This window comes from Neptuniibacter sp. QD37_11, assembly GCF_047778105.1.
Taxonomy (GTDB): domain Bacteria; phylum Pseudomonadota; class Gammaproteobacteria; order Pseudomonadales; family Balneatricaceae; genus Neptuniibacter.
Genome location: NZ_CP180552.1, coordinates 1977591 through 1992006, shown reverse-complemented (window position 1 = coordinate 1992006; position 14416 = coordinate 1977591). Strand labels below are relative to the sequence as shown.

16 protein-coding genes are annotated in these 14416 nt (G+C 43.5%); 4 read left to right on the top strand and 12 right to left on the bottom strand.

Features of this window, described 5'->3' with window-relative positions; all coding sequences use genetic code 11:
• The first annotated feature begins 93 nt into the window (after positions 1-93).
• Positions 94-957, top strand: coding sequence for a LysR substrate-binding domain-containing protein (locus ACMXYT_RS09125; RefSeq protein WP_415896332.1), 864 nt, complete (start codon positions 94-96; stop codon positions 955-957).
• A 4-nt stretch (positions 958-961) separates the two neighbouring features.
• Here ACMXYT_RS09125 and ACMXYT_RS09120 read toward each other — a convergent pair whose 3' ends face one another.
• From ACMXYT_RS09120 to arsC, 10 genes are all read right to left on the bottom strand, one after another.
• Positions 962-1852, bottom strand: coding sequence for a LysR substrate-binding domain-containing protein (locus ACMXYT_RS09120; protein ID WP_415911349.1), 891 nt, complete (start codon positions 1850-1852; stop codon positions 962-964).
• 52 nt (positions 1853-1904) lie between these two features.
• Positions 1905-2306 carry a hypothetical protein gene (locus ACMXYT_RS09115; protein ID WP_415911348.1) on the bottom strand — a complete coding sequence of 134 codons (402 nt, stop codon included), beginning with the start codon at positions 2304-2306 and terminating at the stop codon, positions 1905-1907.
• 126 nt (positions 2307-2432) lie between these two features.
• Positions 2433-4037 (bottom strand): GDYXXLXY domain-containing protein, encoded by a 1605-nt coding sequence (locus ACMXYT_RS09110; RefSeq protein WP_415911347.1) that lies wholly within the window; start codon positions 4035-4037, stop codon positions 2433-2435.
• Positions 4030-5031: a DUF2157 domain-containing protein gene (locus ACMXYT_RS09105; RefSeq protein ID WP_415911346.1), complete on the bottom strand. Its 1002-nt coding sequence runs from the start codon at positions 5029-5031 to the stop codon at positions 4030-4032. The genes ACMXYT_RS09110 and ACMXYT_RS09105 overlap by 8 nt, the downstream gene beginning before the upstream one ends.
• Positions 5032-5101: 70 nt before the next feature.
• Complete coding sequence (locus ACMXYT_RS09100) at positions 5102-5356, bottom strand: zinc ribbon domain-containing protein (RefSeq protein WP_415881444.1); 255 nt, start codon at positions 5354-5356, stop codon at positions 5102-5104.
• 2 nt (positions 5357-5358) lie between these two features.
• On the bottom strand, positions 5359-5829 hold the full coding sequence (locus ACMXYT_RS09095; RefSeq protein ID WP_415881443.1) for a nucleoside triphosphate pyrophosphohydrolase family protein: 471 nt from the start codon (positions 5827-5829) through the stop codon (positions 5359-5361).
• 27 nt (positions 5830-5856) lie between these two features.
• Positions 5857-7503: a SufS family cysteine desulfurase gene (locus tag ACMXYT_RS09090; protein ID WP_415905741.1), complete on the bottom strand. Its 1647-nt coding sequence runs from the start codon at positions 7501-7503 to the stop codon at positions 5857-5859.
• 8 nt (positions 7504-7511) lie between these two features.
• Positions 7512-7952, bottom strand: coding sequence for a DUF2069 domain-containing protein (locus ACMXYT_RS09085; RefSeq protein ID WP_415905742.1), 441 nt, complete (start codon positions 7950-7952; stop codon positions 7512-7514).
• 37 nt (positions 7953-7989) lie between these two features.
• Positions 7990-8592: an NAD(P)H:quinone oxidoreductase gene (gene wrbA / locus ACMXYT_RS09080; RefSeq protein ID WP_415898406.1), complete on the bottom strand. Its 603-nt coding sequence runs from the start codon at positions 8590-8592 to the stop codon at positions 7990-7992.
• Position 8593: 1 nt separating this feature from the next.
• On the bottom strand, positions 8594-8944 hold the full coding sequence (arsC, locus tag ACMXYT_RS09075) for an arsenate reductase (glutaredoxin) (protein WP_415881439.1): 351 nt from the start codon (positions 8942-8944) through the stop codon (positions 8594-8596).
• 143 nt (positions 8945-9087) lie between these two features.
• On the opposite strand from arsC, the gene ACMXYT_RS09070 reads away from it, so the two are divergent.
• From ACMXYT_RS09070 to ACMXYT_RS09060, 3 genes are read left to right on the top strand one after another with little or no spacing between them, the layout of a single operon-like run.
• A complete protein-coding gene (locus ACMXYT_RS09070) occupies positions 9088-10341 on the top strand; it encodes a YihY family inner membrane protein (RefSeq protein ID WP_415905743.1) in 1254 nt (417 codons plus the stop codon).
• Positions 10342-10359: 18 nt separating this feature from the next.
• Positions 10360-10635, top strand: coding sequence for an acylphosphatase (locus ACMXYT_RS09065; RefSeq protein WP_415911345.1), 276 nt, complete (start codon positions 10360-10362; stop codon positions 10633-10635).
• A 45-nt stretch (positions 10636-10680) separates the two neighbouring features.
• Positions 10681-11706, top strand: a complete 1026-nt coding sequence (locus ACMXYT_RS09060; RefSeq protein WP_415911344.1) for an HDOD domain-containing protein — start codon at positions 10681-10683, stop codon at positions 11704-11706.
• 61 nt (positions 11707-11767) lie between these two features.
• On the opposite strand, the gene ACMXYT_RS09055 is transcribed toward ACMXYT_RS09060, so the two are convergent.
• Both ACMXYT_RS09055 and ACMXYT_RS09050 read right to left on the bottom strand, forming a co-directional pair.
• Positions 11768-13492: a proline--tRNA ligase gene (locus ACMXYT_RS09055; protein WP_415898403.1), complete on the bottom strand. Its 1725-nt coding sequence runs from the start codon at positions 13490-13492 to the stop codon at positions 11768-11770.
• A gap of 78 nt (positions 13493-13570) precedes the next feature.
• A complete protein-coding gene (locus tag ACMXYT_RS09050; RefSeq protein WP_415898402.1) occupies positions 13571-14413 on the bottom strand; it encodes a mechanosensitive ion channel family protein in 843 nt (280 codons plus the stop codon).
• Positions 14414-14416: the final 3 nt, after the last annotated feature.

The following is a 14416-nucleotide window of genomic DNA, read 5'->3' as shown; positions in this document are numbered from 1 at the left end:
CAATATCTTGTGTTCGATATATCTCATATAATGACGCTTTCAAGTTAGTCATTCACTTCTGATGAACTAAGCATTGGGAGCGCAGGGTAGTTTATGGAACTTCTTTCACTCAAAACCTTTAAATACGTGGTTGAATTCGGTGGTGTTCAAGCTGCATCGAAAGAGCTACATACTGTTCAATCTAACGTCACCGCACGAATCAAAAGGTTGGAAGAAGAGATAGGTTCGCCCCTGTTTTATCGTAAAGGGCGCAAACTTGAGCTGACACCTACCGGTTATACCTTGATGGATTACGCTAACCAACTGCTACAGCTAGAACATCAAGCCAGTATCGCGGTTAAACAAGTAGGAGAAGCGACAGGGGAGATTAGGATTGGTTCTATGGAATCCTTCGCCGCTGTTCGTATGCCTGGCCTGATCCAATCCCTACGAAAAAAACACCCTAACCTGTTACCTAGAGTGCAAACAGAAACCAGTGGTCAATTGATTGAAGCTGTTCTTAATTACAAACTGGATTGTGCCTTTGTCGGTGGGCCTGTACAGCACAAGGATCTTGTTTGTCGTCAGGTGTTAATGGAAGAGCTGGTTTTGGCCACTGCGAAAGGAGTGGATGTTCCAGACTCGTTAATCATGTTCAGACAAGGCTGTGCGTACAGAGATAAGGCGCTAAATTGGCTACGTGATAACGGCAGATTAGACACTGAGGTGTTAGATATGGGCACTCAAGAAGGGATTTTGGGTTGTGTGGCTGTGGGTTTGGGTTTCACCTTAGTACCTAGGAAGGTGGCAGAAGAATCGAGGTATGCAAAAGATTTAAACCTCGAGGTGCTCGATGATCAGTTCAGCCAGATTCCTACGATTATGATTACGCATAAAAATGCTATTGATATGGCAGGCATAGATACTTTACTAGCACTGTTTGATGGTAAGCCGCCTGAGTGGGAATCAGCTGCTTAAGAAGCTATTTAAGCCAAGGATGGGTTTTTAGGTTTTCAACGACATGGTCTAGGAATAAACGGACCTTAGGATTTAGGTTTTTACGGCTAGGGTAGAGCGCGTGGATACCTACAGTAGGCACCTTATAATCGGCTAATACCTCCTTTATTTCCCCAGACTCCAGTTCATCAATGCAGAACGCTTTCGGTAAGCGAGCAATCCCCAAATTACTTTTAAGCATCTCCAGGCTGAAGCTCAAGCTATTTGCACGTAAACGGAAGTTAATGGAAACCGCTTTACCTTCATTCCAGTTTTCAAAGACCCATTCATTGGAGTTTAGATGAGTGCCGATACATTGATGTTCTTTTAAATCGTCTGGAGTTAGTGGTTCACCAAATCGATCTATATAGGCTTGGCTGGCATATAACTTAGAAGACGCATTGGCGATCTTACGCCCTACGAGGCTCGAGTCATCTAAATTTCCTACACGCAGTGCTAAGTCGATACCTTCTTGGACTAGATCGACGACGCGAGGGCTGAGTTCTATATCGATCTGAATGAGCGGGTACTTCTCCATAAAGCTGGAAATCAGGTCATTCATAATGAATATCCCAATTTCAGGCGGCATGGTAATGCGTAACCGACCCTTGGGCTCACCTTGAGTGGAAGTTACGTGATTCTCGATATCTTCTAGTTCGGAAAAAAGGGGCAGGCAGCGTTCGTAGAAGTTTTGGCCGTCAGCAGTGAGGTTTAATTTACGAGTCGTACGTTGTAAAAGCCTTAATCCTAAATCATCTTCAAGTTGAGTAATGCGACGGCTAATAGTCGATTTTTGAATGCCTAATTTATCTGCGGCTGCGGTAAATCCATTGTGCTCAATAACCTGAATAAACAAACGGACATCGTTAAGATTCATAGACAGCTACAACTACGGAAGATTATTGAGGTCAGTTTGATAAATTTAGAATTTAAGAGCAGCTACCTTGGGTTGTCAGTACAACAGAAGGCGTTGTCGTCTTAACGCTCTTGAAGCTCATATCAGATTTATTAATGGTCAAGTTTGTTGTGTCCATACCGCCCATAACTGGGTCTTTAGCCGTTCGACTTAACTTGATCTGTTCATCAGACTGTTCAACGCTAAAGCCAGCAACACCGTTTACAACAGCAGAGCCATTTTTAATTACAACAGAATAGCTGCAGCGGCCTTCAGGGCAGTTACGCGTCTTCGGCGCTTTCATAAATGGGGCCGTGTAACTGGCATGTGTGTAGGAGCACGTATATTGCTTATCTTCGGCCAAGGCAGTTAATGGCGTTGCGATACCAGCAGTCAAAGCAATACTCGCGACAAATAGATTAATTTTGGTGTTCATAATCCTTCCCCGTAGTTTCCTTTAGTAAGTCTAAGGTAAATTTTCAATCCCTGAAAGCCTAAGTCTTAGTTTAACCCTGATAGCTTCCTGTTTTTTCAAATAAAGTACCTAATTTAGTGAAAAAAATTATGGGCTATTAGTGCCTATGACTTCGAATGATTCATCAATTAAGGCATGCAAAAGTAGCTCACCACTATCATCTGTTTTGAACATTCCGTATTTTGCCGCTTCATATCTGTCTGCTGTACCTTCTTGAAAGAAAAAAGCATTGGTTGCAAATTGTACTCGGCTATTGCGAATGCGGTATTGAAGAATAGCTTGGTTCGATGCGAGTTCTTTATCCTTTTCTGTACGGGTTAAAAGCTGCAAAAAACTAGCCTTATGATTGCCATCAAGCTCAACTAAAAGAAAGCCATCAGTAGGAACGTCGTTAAGTGAGCGGTTAAATGCTTCATTGGTGATTTGGAATCTAAGTCGCATGTAATCACCTTGCATCAAGGAGCGAGGATCTACAGGCACAAGCTCTAATAAAACGGTTTTGCCTTCAGCCAATAAGGTCTCTTTTTGGTAGATATTAATATTTACGGCTATTAGCAAGATGAATGCAGTGAGTAATGCGCTCCATTTAGCTCGGTTCAGTTGGGCAACATGGCTAATACCCATTTTTTTTTCTGGCAGATAGATCTTGTTCAGCAGAAGATAACTGACTAACGCAACCGTGCCTAAACCCACTAAATAGATTGATTTAACCAATAAGGTTTCGTGAAGGTTGTAGTAATACAAAGATACAAAACTAATTAATGCAACTATACCCAAGCCGAGCAGAACGCGTTGCTGTCTATGAAAGCCAATTAACAGTAGCAAGAGTGCAGCAGGTAAACCGGCAATCGTAAATGAGGTAGCGGCCATGATAATAATTAGGGCTAAATAGCTAGCAATGTTTTTACTGTCTTTTGTAACTTGTTGCTCTTTGAATATATAAGCTAGTAGAAATACGAAAGTGGCTATTTGTGCAATCGAGCCAATCAGAGGGCCGTTAAGTTGCAGAAAGCCTACATCACTAATCTTGTAGAGAAATGAGAGTTCATTTTGTAATAGCGAATGACCACTAAACTGTAATAGCGAAATAGCCATACCGTAGCTGATAGGAATCAGAAACTTATGCCACTTTAGCCATTGCTGTTCTTTACACCAGATCAATGTAAAAATGAGGGCGGCAACAGCACTATCTAGCCCATGTATACCTTGGCGGTTTAAACCCCAGAATATAGCGATCATGGCAAACCAACTCGAGATGACTTTATGTAGGAAACTCGGCATTACAAGGGCTAGGATCGTTTGGTAGATCGCTAGCGCCAGAAAAACCGTAACTTCATTATCTCCCAGAAATTCAAATAAACCCCAGCCAAACATAAATTGGCCGCAAATACTGATTGCTAAAGCTAATTGATTGTAGAAAGGGGACTCGCCACTGTGACGATAGATGGTATAGGCGCTAATAGAACATCCGAGTCCAGCGATCATCAGTAGAATATGGTTATCATGACGGAATATCCAACCGAATATGTTCCCCACAAAGCCAAGCATAAACAAAGCTGCTAACCAGCCAGAGAAGCCTTGCATCAGATGGATAAACCATGCTGATTGGCTCGGGTGCTCTTCTGGTTGATCCTCAGTGACTATCCCTTCGGTTTGTAGCTTCTGCCAAAGTGCTTGATCTGAATTAGTCATCTTGAGCACTCCTTTGCTGTTTTTGAACTTGGTATAGATTCTTTAGCCAAATTCCAGCTGCCGTGGACATGCCGATAATTGCCAAACCGATAACCAAAAATGCACCTCCATCGAATGCATCACCAAAGGTTTTAATCAGCAAGGAGCTTGCAGTGATAATAAGGCTGGTGGCTACCCCAGAGAGAACAAATAGATCTAGTTGGCAGTGGCGATAGTAGTAGAAAGCGATAGAGATCCAGATCAGATAGAAGAGCCCGCCCCAATGAAAATCATCAAAATCAAAGATGGACCACATTGCTAACCAAGTTGCCAGCGATCCAGCGAAGAAGAGGGCGATTTGGATAGCAAATCGATTCTTAATGAGGCACTGTTTAAATTTGTATCCGAGCTCCAAAATTAAAATAAACGCGGTATTGATGGCTAAAAAGATACTGGTCAGATCTTCACTTCTAAACAGGAAACCAAATAGTCCACGGAAGGTTTCGGCATAGAGATAGAGCGCGAGATTGACCAGGGTGATAAATATCACCCAGACAGTGCTTGCGCGATGAATAACAGCCCAGGGAAGGGTGAATACTGCCCAGATAGCGAAAAGCTGCCAAGGGTCCGCACCGGTTTGATAGATTTGACCTACAAGAGCCAGTAGCGCTCCAGTTAATAAAGTAATCAGCGTGATACAGCTGATACCAGAAATACTGTGATGGTCTAATCGTGAATAGACTATGCCAGCAAGCACAATAGCGCTTTGCAGCGTTGCAAACTTGGTTAAATTAGAAATAGATTGCCAATTGAAAGCAAAAAAGAAAATAACGCCCGCAGCAAGTGCTACAGCACTAAGCCAGAGAAGAAGTTTTGCCGTGAAAGTTAACCATTGATTGTTGCTTGGGGTTGCTTGGGTAAGCGCTAAAGCACGCTCTACGTCGTCTGGTTTGATATGGCCTTGTTTGGCCCAATTCAGAATTGTTTGTCGTTCTGGTGTTTGCCCTGAAAGCATAGTGTGGCATCCAGCCTTTGAAAAAGTGAGTGACTCGTATTATCTACTATCACTCACCTTTCTATGGCTGTCAAAAACCGCAGCCACCACTTGGACAGCCGCCACCACTCATGCAAGGAGGCGCTTCAGGATTTTTGAGTGTCGAACTTTTAACAACTCCTGCGGTTGATAAAAGTTTTGTAACTTCCGAGTCTTCAGGGATCTCTTGTGGGTCTAGATTAGCGAGAATACATAGCTCACCCCAAGTCTTAGGGGTTAGAGCCATAGTGTGCTTCACTTCAACCACATCACCTGTCGCTTCAATGCGATAATCGTATGTAGGCATAATTAGTCCAGTTTAGGTTCATGCCAGTTGATAGATTTTAGGAATTTGTGAGCAGGGTAGAATTTACCATCACTGCCTTCCTGGTCCTTGGAGGATTTGATGTAGGCTTCAGGTAGTTCACCGCCTACGTATACATCCAGTTGCTTTTCATTCTGGTAAAAAGCCAATGTTTGGTCAACTTCGTCCTGCGTCTTACACAGCTTAGATAGGTTGCTTGCTTGAACAGCAGCCATATCTTTGTCGGCATCAATACCCATGATGTGGGCCATACCGTAAGTCACAACAAGGATATCTGCTACAGCATCACGAATTTCAGAGGTATCTTTGTTTTCGAGTCCTTCAACTAATTCAGCTAGCTCTTCTTTGATTAGGTGTAATTGCTTGCCAGCTTTTTCCCAATTTGGGTTTTCAAGATTGCCTTGTTCATTACCAAATACGGTGTTTAGGTAAGAAACGTCAGTAAAGTTGCTCATTGTTGCTCCAAAAGGAATTCAGTTGTCTTAGTTTGCTTGTTGGGCAAACTTATAAATTTTGTCGATGACAGCACGTAGTCCGTTACCACGTGATGGGCTTAGATGACGATCAAGTTCTAGTTGCTTAAACAAACCGTCGACATCAAAAGCACAGACCTGATCCGCTGTTTTATGGTTGAAAGCGTTTTCAACCAATACCAGTAATCCACGAATAATACGGGCATCTGAGTCAGTAGCAAAGGTTAACGTACCGTTGGGCTCTTTATTAATGACCAGCCAAGTATTGCTTTCACAGCCTTTAACGAGGTGTTCGTCTGTTTTTAACTGTTGGGGAAGGCCTTTAGCAGATTTCCCAAGCAGCATTATCTCTCTGTAACGAGCATTCCAGCCTGAGATACCTTTAAGCTTATCGATCAAGGATTCTGGCGATGAGTTTGATTCAACAGCCACAGCCGTAGGGCGAGTAATCGAATCCAGTGTCTGCATAAAATGGTTCACTTCCGCTTCAGTATTATAAAAAGCGAAAGATGCTCGTGTCGTACCCGGTAAGCCCAGCCTCTGCATCAGAGGCATTGCGCAATGATGCCCTGTACGGACAGCAATACCTTGTTGATCTAACAGCAGGCCAATATCTTGCTGATGTTGGTCAGTCAGTGTGAAAGATAACAAACTGACACACTCAGATGCTGAACCAATACGATTAAACCCTTTGATTTGAGAACAGCCATCGATAGCTGTTTTAAGCAAATGTTGTTCGTGTTGTTCCAGTAATGATCGATCAAAACTAGATAACCAGTTCAGAGCGGTTGCTAAACCGATGGTGGCACTAATATTCGGTGTGCCTGCTTCAAACTTGAAAGGCAGATCGTTATAAGTCGTTTGATCAAAACTCACGTGTTTGATCATCTCACCCCCGCCTTGCCAAGGAGTCATAGCAGATAGCAGTGCTTCTTTGCCGTATAAAACACCAATACCCGTTGGAGCAAAAACCTTATGTCCCGAAAACAGGTAAAAATCAGCATCGAGATCTTGAAGGTCAATCTGAAGGTGGGGTAGAGCTTGCGCGCCATCGATAAGCACTAGCGCGCCAGCTTGATGGGCTAACTCTATAATGCGCTTCACAGGGTTAATCGTTCCCAAGGCATTAGATGCATGAGTTACCGCAACTAAGCGGGTTTTATTGGAAAGTAGCTTTTCAAATTGCTCTAGATCTAACTTGCCATTATCTAAGAGCGGAATGATTTTTAGAACAACGCCTTTTCGCTGAGCAAGCATCTGCCAAGGAACGATATTAGCGTGATGTTCCAGTGTACTTAAGATGATCTCGTCGCCAGCTTTTAACTGCTGGCCCCAGCTGTTGGCAACTAGGTTGATCCCCTCTGTCGTACCCCGTGTCCAGATGATCTCTTTTTCACTGCGGGCATTCAGATAGCGAGCAACGGTGCTGCGAGCAGACTCAAAAAGCAGCGTAGCATCCGCGCTGAGCGCATGACTTGCACGATGAACATTGGCGTTGCTCTGCTGATAATATTCAGAGACAGAATCTATGACACATTGCGGCTTTTGAGTTGTAGCAGCGTTGTCTAAAAAGGTTAAAGAGTTTCCGTTAACTTTTTGATTTAAAATGGGAAACTGCTTTCTTATGTCCTGTAATAAAGTCTTAGGATCTCGCATACTTTGGCTTAGCTATCCTTAGATGCATCATCTTTATCTGCAGCTTGTTCAGCCCAGTGAGCCAGCTGTTTGTTATAGCGCGCACGCCAGCGTGTGTACATCATGGCGCTGGTGAAAAGCGCACCTACAAGTAAGGAATAGCCAATGCCATAGATAGCCGTATTTGGATTAGTCGCAGCTAATACCGCCTGCATAAACAGCAGTAGAAGCACAAAACAAAGCCATGCGTGTCCACGAGGATTACCCTTAATAATCACCCCTGCAAATGCTAGCAGTGGAGCCATATGGATAAGCCAAATAACCCAAGGTTTTCCGGTTGGAACAGGAATAAGGAAAAGGTGCCAAAGCGTAAACCAACCAAGCAAACCTAGGTAGCTTCCTACACAAAGGATACGCCCTAATTTAGCTTTGCTTTGATAATCGTGATCATCAGGAATATATGCTTTCAACTGCTTGTACTCTCGTGGTTTTACTAGGCGTTTAAAATTAAACGTTGTTTGCTAATCGGCGGGCCAGTTCACCCAAGCGCTTACCTTGGGCAATACATAAATTCTTTTCGATTGGGTCTAGCTCATTGCTATTGTCTGGCCCCGCTACATGTGTCGGCCCATAAGGAGTGCCGCCGCTTTTAGTTTTCAATAACTCAGATTCGGAATAGGGTAAGCCGGCAATGACCATGCCGTGATGTAGTAAAGGCATCATCATGGTAAGCAAAGTAGTTTCTTGGCCGCCATGTAAACTAGAACTGGAGCTAAACACAGCAGCAGGTTTATCAATCAGCGCACCTGACATCCATAAGCTGCTAGTGCTATCGATAAAATACTTTAATGGCGATGCCATATTTCCAAAACGAGTCGGGCTCCCTAACGCTAAACCAGCACAGTTGGCTAAATCCTGTTCGGAGCAGTAAAGTGCGCCTTGATCAGGAATTGAAGGTTCTGTTGCTTCAGCAACCGTTGAAACTTCAGGTACAGTGCGAAGACGAGCTTCAATGCCAGACTGTTCTACACCACGGGCAATATGTTTAGCCATCGATTGCGTGGCACCGTGGCGGCTGTAGTAGAGAACGAGGACGTAGGGAGCGCTCATGTTAGATGATTTCCAGAACAGACTCTGGTGGACGACCGATTCGTGCTTGATCGCCTTTGATAACGATAGGGCGTTCGATTAGTTTTGGCACATTGGTCATGATCTCAATGATCTGATCTTCAGAAAGAGACATATCATCTAAGCCGTTTTCTTTGAATTCAGCTTCTTTTTTGCGAAGTAGATCGCGAGCAGAAATACCTAACTGGCTTAGCACTACTTTCAGCTCATCAGCAGAAGGTGCTTCATCAAGATATTTACGAACTTGTGGCTCTACACCGTTCTCTTCTAATAGTGCTAGAGTCTGGCGAGACTTAGAGCAACGCGGGTTGTGATAGATAGTTACTTCACTCATTGTGCTATACCGTACTAAGGGATCAAGGTGAAATGATCCGTTCATTGTGTTGGATTATGCGATATTGTATACGCCTGTGTTGCAGATTTCATGAAGGAACTGCATTTTAGGCCAGTGCTTAGCTGATTATTATGAGGATGGAAATGGCTTCGCTGTTAAATCACCGCGTTACACTGTTTATTCGTTATCTATTTCGACAGTTTCTGCAGAATCAAGGGATTCTTAATGCGGCGGCATTAACTTATACCACGCTGTTTGCTGTAGTCCCATTGATGACTGTGTCTTACGCGATGTTGGCGGCAGTTCCCTCTTTTCAAGGAGTGGGACAGGAACTACAAGAGTGGGTGTTTGATAATTTCGTGCCTGCCACCGGCGCCGTAGTACAGGATTACCTCAACGATTTCTCTTCTCAAGCACGTAAATTAACCGCAGTAGGTATTGCATTGCTGGCCATCACATCGATTATGATGATGAAAAATATAGAGGCAGCATTTAATCGTATCTGGCGAGTGAATGAACCGCGTAAAGGACTATCAAGCTTTCTGCTTTATTGGGCTATTTTGAGCTTGGGGCCAATTTTGATCGGTTTAGGTTTAGTTTTAACCTCTTATATCGCAAGTTTACCGTTTATCAGTGAGGCGACAGAGGCGGTGGGTCGTGCGCGCTTATTGTCAGCATTACCTACAATCCTGTCGGCTACCGCTTTTACTTTGATGTATGTAGCTGTACCAAACTGCCCAGTACCGTTTAAAAGTGCGCTATTAGGTGGTATTGGCGTAGCACTGTTATTTGAAACGGCAAAAAGAGGCTTTACTGCGTTTGTTACCCAGTTCCCATCTTACGAACTAATCTACGGTGCTTTCGCAGCTGTACCTCTATTTCTACTTTGGATCTTTATCAGTTGGGTCATCATATTGATGGGTGCTGAGCTGACGCGCTGTATTACAGTTTATCGGCCTAATGAGCGAACTAATGATCTTCCGCATCTATATTCGGTTGTGGCCGTGTTGCACCGTTTATGGAAGGCTCAACAGCAGGGGGAATCAATCTCGGATCACAAGCTTCTACAAGAGGTAGATGCTTTGGATCAGGGGCGTTGGGATAGCTATCTAAAGATTCTGTTGGAAGGTGGTATTGTCAAACGCAGTGACCAAGGTGAATACCTATTAAGCCGTGATCTAGGCAGCTTAACGTTATATCAACTTAACCAACTACTTCCTTGGCCTACACCTTTACCGGTAACTACTAGCAGCTTAGTAGAGTGGGAGAGAGTACTTAACGAAAAATTAGTGAAAACTTCAGAACAGGAGCAGCAGGCTTTTTCTCTAACTTTAGAATCATTGTTTTCTGACAAAGATGAAAACAGTATTAGCAGTACAAAACAAATCAACGGTTAAATTTTTAGGTTTTTGAAAGTGGCAGATTTATCTATTCATGCATTTGTCAGTGGCCGAGTCCAAGGTGTTTGGTTTAGACAATCAACTAAAGAAAAGGCGCTATCTTTAGGTGTCCAGGGTTGGGTTAGAAACTTAAATGATGGACGGGTCGAACTAATGGCCACGGGTGAAGAGCAGGCTGTGCTTCAGCTAGAAGCTTGGCTGAGCCAAGGACCAGAGTTAGCGAACGTGGCTGAGGTTATTAGTGATAGAGTTGATAGCATTGATGCGCCTCAAACCTTCGAAGTGCGCTAATCATTTAAACTATCATTTAAGTTACAACAGTCTTTGGAAGGGACTATGTTTGATAAATTAAAATCTTTTGTTGGTTTGGGAAATGAACATTCTGCTAAAAAGAGTGTGCTTAAAGCTCAGGCTTTTGACGAAGAAATACAGAAAGTTGAAGAAAAAGATGCTTCACCGCAAACGATAGAACATTCCAGAGAATTATCATTTTCCTTTATCAGTAATTTATTAGGTGTAAGGGCTGTAATTACAGAGGAATCAGCCAAGCAAGAAGAATCATTACGAGTTGTTCTGGAGCAAGAATTAAAGAACTTAGACGAAGAATCTATACCTAAGCTTTCTAAGAATGCACTTTTATTGATGAACGCTTTGGTTGATCCAGATTCTCCTCAAGAGAGAATTGTAACAGCTATAAAAGAGGATCCTGCGCTTGCCGGTAAAGTTATTTCTATTGCCAATTCGCCTACGTTTATTGGCTCAGACATGGAGATTAAAGACTTAGAGCATGCGCTAAGTATGTTGGGCCAGCAAAGATTAAAGGATGTTGTTTTATCATCTTTGGTGGCAGATAAATTTGAGATCGATAGTTTTTATTTCGAAGTATTTGGCAAAGCGTTATGGGGACATTCTTCTGAGGTGGCTAATAATGCTAAAAAAATATCAGAAGTGATTGGTGGTAATCCAAATCTAGCTTACTTTGTTGGTTTAATTCACGATGTAGGTAAGCTGATTATCTTTAAAAAGCTCATAGAGTTACATGCCGATGGAAAGCAACAGCCACACCCGCAAGTATTTAGTAATTTGTTAGCTGATTACTCAAATGCTTTGACTAGACGTGCATGTGAAGTATGGGAGCTACCAAAGGATTGGTATACACCTATCCTTGAGTTTCAGATGGAAGTGCAAGGTGATTGCCGACAGTCTGAATCGGTAGCGTTGTTCTTGGCCAATGCTTATGCGGAATTACATGCCTTATTTAGTGAAGGTGAAATCACTGAGTTTGAGTTGGTATGGCGCCTTCAGCAGGCCGGTTCAACTGTTGATGATTACAGAAAACTGTATCCAGTAGAAGATAATTAAAAGCAATAAAAAAACGGGCGTAAAGCCCGTTTTTTTATGATGTTCTAATCTGAAGTAAAGCTTACAGATTGATACGCTCAGCTAGTAGCGGTAGTACACCGTCTACTGCAACGTCTTGTTTCTCGTCGTCGCGACGGCCTTTGTATTCCAAAGTACCCGCTTCGATACCTCGAGGAGAGATAACAACGCGGTGTGGGATACCCATAAGGTCAGAGTCAGCAAACTTGACCCCAGGGCTAGTCTTCTTATCACGGTCATCCATGATTACATCGTAACCTGCCTGCTGTAGTTCATTGTACAGCTTGTCAGTTAGCTCGCGTACTTCATCAGACTTATCGTATTGAAGCGGGATTAGTGCAACGTGGAATGGAGCGATCGCTTCTGGCCAAATAATACCGCCGTCATCGTGGTTCTGCTCAATCGCAGCTGCAATGACACGGGTAACACCGATACCGTAACAGCCCATATCCATTACTACAGACTTACCATTTTGATCCAATACTTCAGCACTTAGGGCTTTTGAGTATTTCTGACCTAGCTGGAAAATATGACCTACTTCGATACCACGTTTGATGACAAGTGTACCGTCACCGCATGGGCTCGGATCACCTTCAACAACGTTACGAAGATCTGCGACTTCTGGTAGATCGACATCGCGATTCCAGTTGATACCAAATAGATGCTTGCCGTCGATGTTAGCGCCAGCACTGAAGTCAGATGTTTTAGCAACCGTACGGTCAACAATCACAGGGATGTTTAAGCCAACAGGGCCAAGGGAACCAGGGCCTGCACCGATTAGATCGCGGATCTGTTCTTCTGTAGCAAATTCTAGTGGTTCAGCAACTTGTGCAAGTTTCTCTGCCTTGATCTCGTTTAACTCGTGATCACCACGAACCAATAGAGCAACAAAATCTGCTTCGCACTCTTCAGATGCTGCAACGATCAACGTTTTAACTGTTTTCTCAATTGGTTGATCAAACTGCTCAACCAATTCATCAATCGTCTTCGCATTTGGCGTATCTACTGTCGTCATCTCAACAGATGGCGCTGCTAGATCGCCTTCAGGAGATAATGCTTCAGCTAATTCTACGTTTGCTGCGTAATCGCTGACATTAGAGAACGCGATATCATCTTCACCAGAGTCAGCAAGTACGTGGAATTCGTGAGATGTTGCACCACCGATAGAGCCAGTGTCCGCAAGTACAGGGCGGAAATCCAAGCCTAGGCGGTTAAAAATGTTAGTGTAAGTTTGGTGCATTACATCGTATGTCTGTTGAAGGGACTCCTGACCTACGTGGAAAGAGTATGCGTCCTTCATGATGAATTCGCGTGAGCGCATTACGCCAAAGCGAGGGCGAATTTCGTCACGGAATTTCGTTTGGATCTGGTAAAAGTTTGCAGGAAGCTGTTTGTAGCTTTTGATCTCACGGCGGATAAGGTCAGTAATTACCTCTTCGTGTGTAGGGCCTACACAGAATTCACGGTTGTGACGATCATTAACGCGCAGTAGCTCAGGACCGTAAAGTTCCCAGCGTCCAGACTCTTCCCAAAGCTCAGCAGGCTGAATTGCTGGCATTAGAACTTCCATCGCACCGGATTTGTCCATCTCTTCGCGGACAATACGCTCAACTTTACGAAGCGTGCGAAGGCCAAGCGGCAACCAGTTATAAAGACCTGAAGCAACTTTACGAATAAGGCCCGCTCGAAGCATCAACTGGTGGCTGATGACTTCTGCATCAGATGGCGTTTCCTTAACGGTGGATATGAGATACTGGCTAGTGCGCATACTTTTACTCAATCAATTTTAAATTCGTTTCAAATCGCCACATTGTAGGTGGCTGCAGTGGTGCTGCCAAGGAAAAAACTACTCAGCAGCTGCATTTTTCAATGTAACTTCCCGTTGAGGGAATGGAATTTCTATATCGGCGGTTTGAAGTGCTTTAAATACAGCTAAATTCACTTGATATTGCACTTCAAAATAGCGGTCAGTCGGCACCCAATAACGGTAAGCAATATTGATAGAAGAATCTGCAAAGGCTTCGATGCCCACTTGTGGCGGTGATTCTTGGGAGAGTTCATCAAACTGGGCTAAGGATTGTTTGATTACGTGTATCGCAACCTCTGGATCTGCACTGTAGCTAATGCCAACAGAGGCTTCGACAACTTTATTAGCGAAAGAATTGGTTATTACTTCGCCGACGATGTGCTTGTTGGGAATTGTAATGATCTCGCCGTCTTCTGTGGCCAGTAGGGTATGTGCGAGCTTAATCTCTGTTACGACTCCAGAAATATCGTTAATCGTAATTGTATTACCGACGACAAAAGGGCGGGTCAAGATAATGGTGAAACCTGCACCATAATTGGAGAACACGCCTTGTAGAGCTAGTCCAGCACTTAGAGATACTGCGCCGATCGCTGCCACAAAAGGCGCAACGCTGATACCAAATTTACCTAAACAAATCACCAATACCATCGCTATGATTAGCAGTTTTACGGTACTGGCTATAAATAAGCTCAGGGTAACATCAACGCTATTCCTTTCGCATAGCTTAAGAGCGAACTTGCCTATTGATCGAGCGACAATCAGGCCGATCAAAAAGATGATGATTGCGCCAATTACCTGAAAACTGTAATTGACGAAAAAATCTATGACCATATTTGTTAAACGAGTAATGGTTTCTAGCTCGTTTTGAATCTCTTGCTCCATCAA

Coding starts and splice junctions, on each gene's coding strand:
- wrbA (WP_415898406.1), bottom strand. CDS start 8,592: ATGAGCGCTCCCTACGTCCTCGTTCTCTACTACAGCCGCCACGGTGCC.
- ACMXYT_RS09115 (WP_415911348.1), bottom strand. CDS start 2,306: ATGAACACCAAAATTAATCTATTTGTCGCGAGTATTGCTTTGACTGCT.
- ACMXYT_RS09125 (WP_415896332.1), top strand. CDS start 94: ATGGAACTTCTTTCACTCAAAACCTTTAAATACGTGGTTGAATTCGGT.
- ACMXYT_RS09120 (WP_415911349.1), bottom strand. CDS start 1,852: ATGAATCTTAACGATGTCCGTTTGTTTATTCAGGTTATTGAGCACAAT.
- ACMXYT_RS09055 (WP_415898403.1), bottom strand. CDS start 13,492: ATGCGCACTAGCCAGTATCTCATATCCACCGTTAAGGAAACGCCATCT.
- ACMXYT_RS09090 (WP_415905741.1), bottom strand. CDS start 7,503: ATGCGAGATCCTAAGACTTTATTACAGGACATAAGAAAGCAGTTTCCC.
- ACMXYT_RS09060 (WP_415911344.1), top strand. CDS start 10,681: ATGTTTGATAAATTAAAATCTTTTGTTGGTTTGGGAAATGAACATTCT.
- arsC (WP_415881439.1), bottom strand. CDS start 8,944: ATGAGTGAAGTAACTATCTATCACAACCCGCGTTGCTCTAAGTCTCGC.
- ACMXYT_RS09050 (WP_415898402.1), bottom strand. CDS start 14,413: ATGGAGCAAGAGATTCAAAACGAGCTAGAAACCATTACTCGTTTAACA.
- ACMXYT_RS09105 (WP_415911346.1), bottom strand. CDS start 5,031: ATGCTTTCAGGGCAAACACCAGAACGACAAACAATTCTGAATTGGGCC.
- ACMXYT_RS09110 (WP_415911347.1), bottom strand. CDS start 4,037: ATGACTAATTCAGATCAAGCACTTTGGCAGAAGCTACAAACCGAAGGG.
- ACMXYT_RS09070 (WP_415905743.1), top strand. CDS start 9,088: ATGGCTTCGCTGTTAAATCACCGCGTTACACTGTTTATTCGTTATCTA.
- ACMXYT_RS09095 (WP_415881443.1), bottom strand. CDS start 5,829: ATGAGCAACTTTACTGACGTTTCTTACCTAAACACCGTATTTGGTAAT.
- ACMXYT_RS09100 (WP_415881444.1), bottom strand. CDS start 5,356: ATGCCTACATACGATTATCGCATTGAAGCGACAGGTGATGTGGTTGAA.